Annotated in this window: 6 protein-coding genes, 1 tRNA gene and 1 pseudogene; 4 read left to right on the top strand and 4 right to left on the bottom strand. The window is 71.9% G+C overall.

The window, feature by feature from the left end:
- The first annotated feature begins 157 nt into the window (after positions 1-157).
- Entirely contained in the window at positions 158-910 is a 753-nt protein-coding gene (locus C3V41_RS11175) for a 3'-5' exonuclease (protein WP_106110314.1), read from the top strand.
- 446 nt (positions 911-1,356) lie between these two features.
- Here C3V41_RS11175 and C3V41_RS11170 read toward each other — a convergent pair whose 3' ends face one another.
- The 4 genes and pseudogenes from C3V41_RS11170 to dcd all read right to left on the bottom strand — a co-directional run.
- Positions 1,357-4,569, bottom strand: a complete 3,213-nt coding sequence (locus C3V41_RS11170; protein WP_129591594.1) for an exo-alpha-sialidase — start codon at positions 4,567-4,569, stop codon at positions 1,357-1,359.
- A gap of 334 nt (positions 4,570-4,903) precedes the next feature.
- Positions 4,904-8,167, bottom strand: coding sequence for a family 20 glycosylhydrolase (locus C3V41_RS11165; protein ID WP_106110312.1), 3,264 nt, complete (start codon positions 8,165-8,167; stop codon positions 4,904-4,906).
- Positions 8,168-8,299: 132 nt separating this feature from the next.
- Positions 8,300-9,421: a hypothetical protein gene (locus C3V41_RS11160; RefSeq protein ID WP_106110311.1), complete on the bottom strand. Its 1,122-nt coding sequence runs from the start codon at positions 9,419-9,421 to the stop codon at positions 8,300-8,302.
- Between the two features lie 200 nt (positions 9,422-9,621).
- Positions 9,622-10,242, bottom strand: a pseudogene (gene dcd / locus C3V41_RS11155) (dCTP deaminase); the annotation flags it as partial.
- A 420-nt stretch (positions 10,243-10,662) separates the two neighbouring features.
- Here dcd and C3V41_RS11145 point away from each other — a divergent pair.
- The 3 genes from C3V41_RS11145 (at position 10,663) to C3V41_RS11135 (ending at position 12,320) form a co-directional block, all read left to right on the top strand.
- Positions 10,663-10,736 (top strand) — tRNA-Gly (locus C3V41_RS11145).
- A 195-nt stretch (positions 10,737-10,931) separates the two neighbouring features.
- Entirely contained in the window at positions 10,932-11,372 is a 441-nt protein-coding gene (locus C3V41_RS11140; RefSeq protein ID WP_106110309.1) for a (deoxy)nucleoside triphosphate pyrophosphohydrolase, read from the top strand.
- A 252-nt stretch (positions 11,373-11,624) separates the two neighbouring features.
- Complete coding sequence (locus C3V41_RS11135) at positions 11,625-12,320, top strand: TetR/AcrR family transcriptional regulator (protein WP_106110308.1); 696 nt, start codon at positions 11,625-11,627, stop codon at positions 12,318-12,320.
- Positions 12,321-12,355: the final 35 nt, after the last annotated feature.

Here is a 12,355-nt window from a genome sequence, read left to right as displayed (position 1 = left end):
CCGGCGCGGCGCGAGTGGGTGCAGCACGGGCTCAGGGCGGGCGGGCCAGGCGGGCAGGCGCGGGTTGAGGCGCGGGCGGACAGGTGGCGGGCACGAGGCTAAGGCAGGCGGGTGGTGCAGGGCGCCGGGCAGGACCCGCCTGGCTACGATGCGGCTAATGCCCTTCTACCACCGCGCCCCCCACGACCGTCAGCCGTTGCGTCCCCTGGTGGCCCCCGGCCTCCCGGCACCCGACGTCACCGGCGCCCGGCGGTGGCGGGATGTGGGCTACGCCGTCGTCGACCTGGAGACCACCGGCCTGTCCCCCACCGCTGACGCCATCCTGGAGGTCGGCGTGGTACTCACTGACGCCGACGGGCAGGTCGAGCGCAGCTGGTCCACGCTCATTGACCCCGGCCCCCTGACGGGCGTGGGCCCCACGGCTGTCCACGGGCTGCGCGCCCAGGACCTGGTGGGGGCGCCCGCCCTGGACGACGTCGCCGACCTGCTGGTGCGTGACCTGGCCGGGCGGGCCGTCGTCGCCCACAACGCACGTTTTGACGTCGGGTTCCTCACCCAGGCCCTGGGCGGGGGGCACATGCTCGACGTCGGCGCCAGAGTGCCGCGCGTGTGCACCATGGAGTGGGCCCGGCACTTTATGACCACCCCCTCACGACGGCTGACGGCCTGCTGCCAGGCGGCCGGGGTCGTGGTCGGCCAGCACCACACGGCGCTCGACGACGCCTACGCGGCCGCTGGTCTCCTACGCCACTACCTGGGGGTGGGACGCCGACGGGGCGAGGAGCCGGTGGTCTGGGCGCGTGCGCTCATGGAGGCCGCCGTCTTCACCGGATGGCACTGGGACGAGGGGCGAGCTGGCCGGGGGGCCGGGATCCTGGTGCCGCGCACCGCACGTCCCGACGGCTTGTGAGGACCTTGGGCGACGTAGCGGGAACGGCAGCCAGGTGAGGTAGCCGGGAGGTGATGACCCTGGACGCCGGGGGCGGGAGGTCCGGTGCGCCCCCGACCTGGCCGCTAGTCGTAGGGCCTAGGCGACGTGGGCAGGGATCCGACCTTGTCGGCCCAGAGTGTCTCGGCTCCCTCCCCCACCGCGGGGGACGGCGCCAGCCAGGGCCCGGTCGTAGAGGCGGCACGGGCCCCCTCCACCACGGGGGACGGCGACGCCCTGTGTCTACGGTCAGGGCGGCGCCCCCAGCCGTGAGAACGGTACTCGTTCCCCATAGGAAATAAGTACCGTTCTCGCGACGAATAAGTACCGTTCTCGCGACGAATAAGTACCGTTCTCGCGGGGAACAAGTACCGTTCTCACGGTGGGGCGGGGGCGGGTGGGCCGCCGCCCCCCAGGCGGGGGGGCTGTTACCTGGCTATGAGGACGTCGTGGTCGCCCTGGCGGGCCACGACCAGCTCCCCCTCGGGCACCCGCCCCGCCGTGGTGGCACTGGAGTCCACCACCTGCTGGTAGAACACACTCCTACCCCGCACCAGGGCCAACGTGTCCCGACCATCACCGTCCCAGTCACCCACGAACACCCGGTCCGAGACCCTCCCCAGAGACAACGACGCCACCGGAGCAGCCAGAACCGAGTTCTCAGAATAGAACACCACCCGACTACCCACACGCACACCATAAGACCGAACACCATCACCATCCCAATCACCCACCAGAACACTCCCCGTCCCATCAGCAGCAACCCGAGCCACAAACACAGGCATCACCCCAGGAACCACACCCCCACCACCAGACGACGAAGACCCAGACGCAGACGGCGAAGGAGAAGAAGACACAGACGGAGAAGAAGAAGGAGAAGGCGACGGAGAAGAAGACGGCGTTCCAAAGAGGTTGATCTCGGCCGCCGACCCGTACTCCACCGATCCCTTGGCCTGGTCGGTCCTAATGACGAACTGCACGCAGTCCACACCGGTGGCGCCCTGGAGGTCGATAGTGGTCTGGACGGGCTTGGTCAGGGTGCCGGAGGCCGCCTGACGCCACGCGGAGTCCTCCGCGGGGCAAGTACCGTCCGTGGAGCGGGCCACATTGACGACGTACTGCTCGGCGACCCCGTTGAGGTTGTCCGTGCGCGGCACGTAGCCCAGGCGGGTGACGTCGTAGAGGGCGTCGATCTTGAGGGTCACGTAGTGCGGGGGCTGCGCCACCGCCCCGGACCACTGGGAGTGCCAGAAGGTGCTGGTGTCGCCGTCGATCACGTTGGTGGCCGGGGAGTACTCCCCGCCTCCCAGGTTCTGGCTGGAGAAGCCCCCGATGGACAGGTGGCTGCGGTCCACGTGGTCGGGATCGTCCACCTTCAGCCAGACCGTTCCCGTGGAGGCGGCGCCCGTGGAGGTGGTGAAGGTGGCCGTCACCTCCACGTAGCCCTGGCTCAGGGCCCCGGCGGCAATGGTCAGCGGGATGTCCACCTTGGTGTAGGCCCCGGGGGCGAGGTCGCTGACCGTGGCGCCCTCGGCGGTGACCCCGGTAGGCAGGTCCAGGCTCACCACCCCGGAGAGGGTGTCGGCGCTCTGGTTGGTCACCCACACGGAGACGGTCGCGTGGGTGCCCTTCGTGCTCAGGCTCACCTCGTTGGCGGACAGGGGGGCGCAGACCCCGCCGAGCCAGGACATGGAGAGGCGGTTGTAGGAGATGGTGTTGCCACCCTCCTCGGTGGCCAGGCCAATGTGCCCGTCGGACTGCACCGCGATCGTGGTGTACCCCACGTGGCCGGTGTTGTAGGTCTTGGCCGAGGCCCAGGTGGCCCCGTCGTCGCAGGACATCTTAATGGTCCCGTAGGTGCGCCCGCTCCAGGTGGCGGAGTTGGTGAACAGGAGCACCTTGGACTGGGGGCTGCCAGCCGGCGCCGAGGGGTAGGCGCGGATGACCTGGCCGTTGTTGGTGGGGTCCTTGAGCTGGTAGTCCGGGGTGACCTCGCCCCAGGTGCGGCCGCCGTCGGAGGAGCGGGCGATCTTGCGGTACCCGCCGCCGGCGTTGTCACGGGAGTTCAGCAGCAGGGTGCCGTCGGAGAGCTCCACGACCTTGTTCTCGTCCATGCGCGTCCCGAAGGCCTCACCGGCCTGCCAGGTGGCGCCGTGGTCGTCGGAGTAGACCGAGACGGCCTGGATGGAGCCGTCGTCCTTCTTGATCGTGAACTGCTGGACCAGCCGCCCGGCGTAGGCGCCGTACTTGAGCTGGATGCCCTGGCCGGAGGCCGCGAACCGGGAGATCCAGGAGGCGTCCGGGGTGACCTGGGGGGTGATGACCTGGTGCTCCCAGGTGTAGCCGTTGTCCCGGGAGACCGAGACCTCCGCCTGGAGGACATTGCGGTCATTGACGTCGGAACCGGCCTGGGAGCCGAAGAAACCGGTGTTGTAGGACTTGACGTGGAAGTTGAAGATAGCGCCGGTCTGCCAGTCCACCACGTAGGAGGGGTCGGAGAAGCCCACGCGGGTGTCCCGGGAGTCCTTGGATCCCTGGTGGACGTAGGTGGGCTCGCCCCAGGTCACGCCGTTGTCCGTGGAACGGCGCTGCACGATGGAGTTGGGGTTGGGGGCGTCACCGCCGCTGACGTCCCAGCCGGTGCGGGGGCGCTCGTCGTAGGAGACCAGCAGGTCGCCGTTGGGGGCGGAGGTAATGGCCGGGATACGGTAGTTGTTGGCGCTGGTGTTGGCGGCCAGGACCGTGGAGCTGGTGAACTCCGACGGCAGGGAGGGATCCACGCCCGGCTCGGTGGCGGGCTGGGCCGGCGGGGGCGTGAAGGCCACCGGCAGGGCGGTGCCGCTCAGGGTCCGGGTCTGCAGGACGGCGCCGGTGGCGGGGTCCTTGGCCTGGAGGGTGATCGACGGCGTCCAGGCGCCGTTGCGACCGTCCTCGTCGGTCATGACGTGGCTGAGGTCCTTGCAGTTGTAGACGCCCGCGGCCCCCGTGGGCAGGTTCCTCCAGGTGCACTGGTCGGCCAGGTCGTCGAAGGAGGAGCCGGTGGCCTCGACCGTGATGACCGTGCTGGCCAGGCCCTTGACCCGGATCTGGTAGGTGACCTGGTCCCCGACGGCGTAGGTGTCCTGGGGGGTCTGGTTGGTGAAGGACACGACGTCGAGCATGGGACCGGTGACGGGCACGGCCGGCCCGCTGACGGCCTCGGAGGTGGTGGCGGTGCCGTTGTAGCCCACGTCCAGGGTCTCGTAGGCCACCGACGGCGTGAAGCCGCCGGAGGCGAGGTCCTCCTGGGTCACCACGTGGGTGGCCTGGCCGTTGCACTCCCGGGTCTGGCCAGCGGGGAAGTTGGTCCACCGGCACGCCGAGACGCCGCCGCCCAGGTTGGTGCTCCTGACGCGGAAGGCGGCGGCGTCGGACAGGTTGCTGGTCACGGAGATGTCGAAGGTCATGACGTCACCGACCGCGTAGATGCCGTCCTGGGGGGCACCGGACTGGGTGATCGTAATGTCCATACGGCCGTCAGGGGTGGGGGTCGCCTGCGCCAGCGGCGCGGCAGCGAGCCCGGTCGTCACGAGGGCGGCCGCGCCCAGGAGGGCGGGTAGTCTCCTGAGTCTGCTGAACCGGGTGGACGTCATCGTTGTCATGGATGCTCCGTTCTTCTGCGGTAAGGCGGCGCCGCCCCGAGCAGCAGTCAGATCCTGGTTGTCTGACAACCAGGCCAGGATAGCCGAGGCACGGGCCCCTTATCGGGCCCTCCCTCCCCCCCCCACCCCCCTCATGTGCCAGGTCTCACGGGCCGTGGGCCCAGGGTCCCGGGGAGGGGTGTGGCGGACGACAGGGGGCAGCAAGCTACCACGCCTTACACGTGCTCACATACGGCGTTCTACTTTAGTTGCGTCTTGAGTATATTACAGATTACAGGTGGTGGCGGGTGGGTGCCCGGGGGCTGCCGGGCACCCACCCGGCGGGGGCCGGGCCTCAGCCCTGAGGACGGGCCCGGTCCAGGTCGGCCCGCGTACCGGCCACCGTCTCCGAGGAGGTGGGACTGACCTGGAGGAGGACCGTGGAGCCGCGCACCAGGGCCAGGGTGTCGCGCCCGTCGCCGTCCCAGTCGCCGACGTGGACCTGGTCGCCCTTGCGCCCCAGGGACAGGACGACCGCCGCCGAGGCCAGCACCGTGTTCTCGTTGTACAGGATCACGCGGGTCCCCACCCGCACGCCGTAGGTGACCACCCCGTCGCCGTCCCAGTCTCCGCGCAGGATGGTGGCCTGCGCGTTGGCCCGGGCGGCGGTGACGAAGGCGGGCTCGGAGCCGGGCGTGGGCCCCGCGGTGGGGGCGGGGGACGGCGCGGGCCCAGGACTCGGGTCAGGCCCAGGACTCGGCGTCGGATGGGGCGTGGGCTCAGGGCCGGGACTCGGGTCAGGCCCGGGGCTCGGATCGGGAGCGGGGCTCGGGTCGGGGCCGGGAGCGGGCGGGAGCGCGGAGGCCCGCAGCCCGATCTCGGCGGCGCTCATAAAGGGCATGCCCTCGACCTGGCTGGTACCCACGAGCCTGACGTACTGCCCGGTGGCGTCAAAGGCGATGGTCTGCGGCTCGGCCCTGGCCCCCAGGGTGCCGGTGGCCACCGGGGAGCCCCAGTTCTCGCCGTCGTCAGAGACGTAGATCTCGTACCCGGCCATCCACCCGTTGCGCACCCCTGAGCTCGACCCGGTGCGCGGGGTGTAGACCAGGCCGCAGACACGCTGGCGCTCAGGCAGGCGCATGGTCACCCAGTGCGGGTAGGCGTCCTGGGCACCCGACCAGCGGGTGTGCCAGAACGTGCCGGGGTCACCGTCGAAGGCGGCCTCCAGGTGCCCGTTGACCGGGCCCTCGCCGCTGGTCTCCTGCGAGCTGGTGGCCACCGGGGTGGGCGTGACCAGGGTGCCGCAGGTGGCGACCAGGGACGCCTGGAGGACGCGCTCGCCGCCGTCCCACCTCACGGTGAGCGGCAGCGTGGCGGGACCCGCGGCGGTGGTCGGCTCAGCGGTCAGGGTGAAGGTGGTGCTCTCCCCGACCGCCAGCTCGCTCCTGCCGCCACCGGCCTGCCCCACGCTCCAGCCCGGCAGCGACCCGGCGGACACGCTCAGGGCGCTGACCGCGTTCGCGGTGTGGTTGGTCACCGTCACGCTGACCGTGGAGGGCTGGCCGGGGGCGGCCGGCGCCGGCTCCACGTCCACCGTGGTCCCCGGGGTGAGGGCGCCCGCGCTCAGGCGCCAGGTGGTGGCGGTCATGTCGGCGGGGAGCTGGACCAGGGCGCCGGGGTCCAGGGGCCTGGTCAGGTCCACGTGCTGCTCGGAGCCGGTGGCGACGGCCAGGTCCTGGTTGGTCAGGGCGTTGCGCAGCACGTAGGCGTCCCCGGCAGGCAGGAGCTGCCACTTCTGGGTGTTGCGCTCGCGGGCGGTCTCCCGGCTGCCGGGGTCGGACCACCTGACGCCCACGTCCGCGCAGGGGACCATGGAGGTGGAGGCCCCCACCTGGGTGACCACGGACAGGTGCCGGGTGCCCTCGGTGACCGCCAGGCAGGTGCCGGTGGCCTGGGAGCGCAGCTGGTAGTAGTGGTCCGCGGTGGGGGTCAGCGTCCAGGCGTCGGAGCCCGCGGGATCCGCGCCCGCCCCCTCCGCGCCCGCCCCCAGGACGGCGTCGGAGCCGGTGGCGGTGAGGGTGTAGGTACCGGCCTCCACCGGCCTGCGCGCCACGTTGTCCCACAGGGGGTTGCGCCCGACGGCGTCGACCGAGCCCTTGAACTGCGCCCAGTCCATGCCGCCGTGGGAGGCGGTCCAGGTCATCTGGGAGACGAAGCGCAGGCTGTCGAACACCTCCTCCTCGACCTCGTTCTCCGTCTGGTAGACGGAGTCGTCGGGCCAGATGGAGAGCTTCGCCCCGGTCACCATGGGGTTGCCGGGGTCGATACCCGCCCCGGGGAACCTGCCGACGTCCCAGTCGCTGTTCCACAGCCGCTCGGAGTCCATCTTGTAGAACGTGGCCGAGCGCGACCAGTACAGGGCGTCGCTGGCGTTCATGACGCGGTAGCCCCGCCCGGCCAGGACGTCCGCCCTGACCCCCGAGGCGTACCAGAACTCCACGGTAATGTCCCGGTCCAGGCTGACCACGTTGGTGGGCACGACGCCGTCGTTCCACATGCGCAGGCTCTTGCCCCTGGCCTTGACGTGGGCGTTGACCTGGTTGACGAAGGCGATAAAGGCGTCGTTGACGGTGGCCCCGGCCCCGTAAGTCTGCTCGGCCCACCGGGCCAGGGCGGGGAAGTCGGCCGGGCTGGTGCCGATCATGTACTCGTCGGCACCCATGTGCCAGTACCTGGTGGTGAAGACCCCGTCGTACTCGTCCACCAGGTCCAGGTAGTACTGGACGGCCTGGGGGTTGGACAGGTCCAGCATCTCGGGGTGGCGCCTGCCGTCGCGGTCCACGAGCTGGTACTCGGGGAGGTTCTCCAGCCAGATCCCCATGTGCCCCGGGGAGTTGATCTCGGGGATGACGTCGATCCCCAGGTCCCTGGCCCGGGACACCAGGCGGGAGACGTCCGCACGGGTGTAGTAGGACCAGGTGTTGGCCTCGGGGTGCCTGTCGCTCTTGAGCTTCATCTCCAGCAGGAGGTGGTTGAGCTTGAGGTCGGCCATGTCGGTCAGGAGCCGGTCGATCCAGTCGCCCTGGATATTGATCTGGCAGGCGCAGGCGGTGACCCCGCGCTCGGCGTACCTGGGCACGTCCACCGCGCTGCCCGCGGGCAGGACCCGCTGCTGGCGGAGCATCTGCCCCACCGTGCGCGTGCCGTAGAACACGCCCCGCGCGTCCGCCCCGGTGACGGCAATGCCGTCGGCGCTCACGCGCAGCTCGTAGCCCTCGACCCCGAGCTCGGCCAGGCGGTCGGGGTCCAGGCTCAGGGAGATGTCGCCCGCGTCGGGGTCCTGGGGCGCGGTGGGCACGGCCTCGCCGGTGACGGCGCGCAGCTCGCTGGCCAGCAGGTCCCGGGTACGGGCCAGGTCCTCAGAGCCGACGACGCGCGTGGCCGAGGTCATGGACCAGGTGCCCGGCGCCGCCTCCCAGCTGGTCAGGCTCGGTACGGTGGCGGGCAGGGTAACGGGGGCGTCCGGTGGGGCGGGGTCCGCCGCCGCCACCGGGCCGAGGGCCCCCGCCAGGAGGCTCAGGCCGGCGACGGCAGTCAGGGCCCGTGGGATGGGTCTCATGGTGCTCCGATTCGTCAGTGATTACGCACCGGCGGGCAGGGAGCCACGTCGCCCCCTCACCCGCGCAAGGTCTGGTAGGAGGCAGTGTATCGAAGGATTCTGATCTTTTCGAGGCCGAACGCTCAGGATCGCTTAAGAGGCCTGTCCGACGCCGAGATCCACGAGAAAGCCGTCCTCGTCCGCCGCCACCCCGTTGACGGCGCCCAGGATCGCCACCACGAGCTCCTCAATGAGGTCCCGGGCCCGGGCCCGCTCCCGGCGCCGGCTGCGCGAGGACGGGGGCCGGTAGGCCTCCGAGGCGTCCCGGGGCCGCCACCGCAGGAAGTACTGCACGACGCCGCCACGGGCCCAGGGCTCACCGGTCACCGCCAGGGGCAGGCTCTGGGCCTCCCCGATACGCACCTCCACCGAGCCCCAGTCGTCGTGGCCCTCCTCCACCGGCGTCGCCAGGGCGTAGCCGTCCAGGACCTGGGTCAGCGGCTGCCCGGAGCGACGCGCCTCCATCTCGGCGCGCCCGGCGGCGGCCCGGGCGTCCTGGGCCTTGCGCCAGGCGTCGTCGAGCCGGTCCGCCCCCAGGGTGCTCGCCACCCGCTCCAGGGCCTCCGGGGTCAGGGTCGCCAGGCCCGTGGGCCCCTCGACGGGGACCACGTCCATGACCGCGCGGATCGAGGGGGCCACGGCGGACAGGACCGCCTGGGCGCCGTCGGGGTCGAGCCACAGCGGGGAGTAGACCGTCAGATCCACCGAGGACTGCGGGTCCGGGACCACCAGGGTGGCGTGGTTCTCACCGTCCGGGCCCGGGGCGGCCAGGCGCAGCCCCCCGGCCAGACGCCGGGCGATAGCACGCAGGCGGGTCAGGGCCACCAGCTCCAGGCCCTCGGGCTGCCCCAGGGGGAAGGCGTCCGAGAGCGGGTCCACCCCGGTCAGCTCAGGGGGCAGGGGGCCCGAGCGCTGGGCACGGCAGTGCAGGAGCATGACCTGGCTGACCCACTCAGGCAGGCGCAGGAGCCTGCGTATCTGCACGTCCAGCCTCCAGGGGCCCTGGAGCTCGGCCCCGGGGGTCAGCTGGAGGCGGGAGGCGCCGACCCACCCCGCCTGCGGGTCCAGGGAGACGGCCAGGGACTCGACCTCGTCGGGGCTGACGTCGTCGGCCAGGACAAGGAGGTGGTGGTCGTCCACGAGCCCCACCGGCAGCATGGAGGAGGCCGTGAAGGTGGTGGTGTCGGTGGGAAGGGATATAGCAAGGTCGTTCACGGGCGTTCCTCCTCGGTCTTCGTCAGGGCGGGACAAGCGGTGTGGCTGGGCGCGGCGTCGGCGGCTCCGGAACCGGGCACAGCTCCGGGGCCGGGAGGCTGGGCGGCCTCGGGCCCAGGGGCGGGTGCGGCAGCCGGGCAGGGGCTGGGCTCGGGCGCTGCGTCGGGACCGGCGTCAGGGGCCGGTGCGGCAGCCGGACCGGGCGCGGCGCCAGGGACCGCGGGAGCGTCCGGGCCGAGGGCCTCAGGCACCCGGATCCGGTGGAAGCCCTGGTAGGAGCGCGACGCCGTGGGACCGCGCTGCCCCTGGTAGCGCGAGCCGGAGGCGCCCTGGCCGTAGGGGGCCAGTGCCGGGGAGGAGAGCCGGAAGAAGCACAGCTGCCCCACCTTCATACCCGGCCACAGCAGGATCGGCATAGTGGCGGTGTTGGACAGCTCCAGGGTGACGTGCCCCGTGAAGCCAGGGTCGATAAAGCCCGCCGTGGTGTGGGTCAGCAGGCCCAGGCGGCCCAGGGAGGACTTGCCCTCTAACCGGGCGGCGACGTCGTCAGGCAGGGTGACCCGCTCGTAGGTGGACCCCAGGACGAACTCCCCCGGGTGGAGGACGAACGCCTCGTCCGGCCCCACGTCCACCAGGTGGGTGAGGTCCTCCTGGGCCTGGGAGGGGTCGATCACCGAGTAGCGGTGGTTGTCAAAGAGGCGGAACCACCTGTCCAGACGCACGTCAATGCTGGCAGGCTGAACCATCTGCGCGTCATACGGGTCCAGGGCGACCCGGCCGGCGTCAAGCTCGGCACGGATATCACGGTCGGAGAGCAGCACGCCCCGAATTGTGCCACCACCGGGGGCGGGTACGCCGTGCGCCGGGCCCGGCGCCAGGGCAGGACGTCCTACGTCGCCCCGCCGGGGGCGCGTGCCGCACGCCCCTGCCGGCGCGCGCGCCCGGGCCTACCCGGCGCCCGCACACCGCGCAGGCGGCCCGCCCGCCGCGCACCGCGCCCAGCGGCCCCGGGCGCCACCGGGCCCCCTGTGCCCAGTATCACCATACTGACACGGGTGAAAAGGGCCTACGACCCTCACGTGAGGACACCGGGTGCCTGCTGCCGCCCGGACCGGGCGCCCGCGCCACGTCAGCTATGACCGGTACCACCACACGCCGCCACGAGGCGACTTGCGTACCCGGGCCCAGGGTGCGCTATGCTCATCTGGCGCCGCCGGCCACGGCCTACGTGGTAGGCGCTCGCGGGTGTAGTTCAATGGTAGAACTTCAGCTTCCCAAGCTGACAGCGCGGGTTCGATTCCCGTCACCCGCTCCACGAGGCCGCCGGGCCCGCCTCCCGGCCCCTGCCTCACACCCTGGACCCACCTAGCTCAGATGGGATCGCCGTCGGGTAGGCCGCCTCCTCCACGTCACCAGAACCCCGCCCCGGGCTCAGAGGGGAGCCTCGACAGCCCCTGGACCCACCCGCCTACGCCGTCGTGGCACGCGACAGGACGGTAGGGTCCGCTCCATGACCTCTTCCCGGCTGGTCGTGGCCGCCGCCGTCCTCGACTCCCTGTCCGCCCCGGGCGCCCTGCTGTGCGCCGCCCGCTCCTACCCGGCCGAGCACGCCGGGCAGTACGAGTTCCCCGGAGGGAAGGTCGAGGCCGGCGAGACCCCGCACGAGGCCCTGGTGCGGGAGCTGCGCGAGGAGATCGGGGTCCCGGTCAGGCTCGGGCCCGAGCTGCCTCCCACCGACGGCTCCCCCACCTGGCCCGCCATGCACGGCTACCGCATGCGGGTGTGGCTGGCCGAGGTGGCCCACGGCCTGGCCCCGGTGCTGGGCGACGCCCACCAGAGCCTGGACTGGGTGCCCCTGGAGGAGGTCGCGGCCCTCCCCTGGCTGCCGGCGGACCTGCCTGTCGTGTCGGCCCTGCGTAAGGCCGTCGCGCACCCGCGCACCGGGGCGTAGCCGGGGCCGAGCCAGCAGGCCACCGGGGCCGAGCCAGCGGGGCCACCGACGCCGTCCGGCCCGTGGACCGGGCCCCACGTGGACCGGGTCCTGTCGCAGTCTCAGTCAGGATGACCCCGCCCGGGACCCCGGGCCCCACGTGGACCGGGTCCTGGCCGAGGCCCGCAGCACAGTCCGGCCCCTGCGGAGACCCCCGGATACTGACGAAGACCTCACAGGTGTCACCAAGGCCTTATGGATTAGGCTGTCCTTATGCCGAAGATACTGGGTCACTCACTGGCCGAGCACCGTGAGCGCACACGCAGTGCTCTCTTTGACGCCCTGGGCAGGCTCATGAGCCGCCAACCCTTCGACAAGATCACCCTGTCCGACGTCGCCGCCCAGGCCGGGGTCGGACGCACGGCGGTCTACAACCACTTCGCGAACAAGGAGGACCTCCTCCTGGCCTTTATGGAGCACGAGGCCGCCCGGTACTCCCAGGAGCTGTCCCAGGCGCTCGAGGGCATCCAGGACCCCGTTGACCGTCTGCGCGTCTACGTGCGCCAGCAGGCCCTCATTAAGCGCGACTACCACTTCCCCGCGACCGGCCCGCTGAACACCTCGGTCTCCCGGGCGACCGCCGGGCGCCTGCGCGCCCACGGCGAGCTGCTCGTCCAGACCCTCGCCGCAGTCCTCACCGACGCCATGGACTCGGGCGCCATCCCACCCCAGGACCCCCGCACGCTCGTCTCCCTGGTCCACGCCTGCGTCATGGGGGGCCGGCCCACCCCCACCGAGCCCGCGGCCCGCGAGGCCTACCTGGCGGCCCTGGACACCTTCGTCCTGCGCGCGGTCGGCGCCGCGGTGCCGGACCACGCCGTCCCGACGGTGCCGCCCTCGCACGTCGAGGAGCCCGCCACCCCGGTGCCACCAGCAGGTGCTCGCTGCCCGGTGGCCCACGTGGCCTGAGCCCGGCGACCACGGACCGGACGCCACGGGACCGC

The organism is Actinomyces sp. oral taxon 897 (assembly GCF_002999235.1).
Taxonomy (GTDB): domain Bacteria; phylum Actinomycetota; class Actinomycetes; order Actinomycetales; family Actinomycetaceae; genus Actinomyces.
Note: the sequence above shows the minus strand (reverse complement) of the source record. Positions and strands in the feature narration are given on the sequence as shown.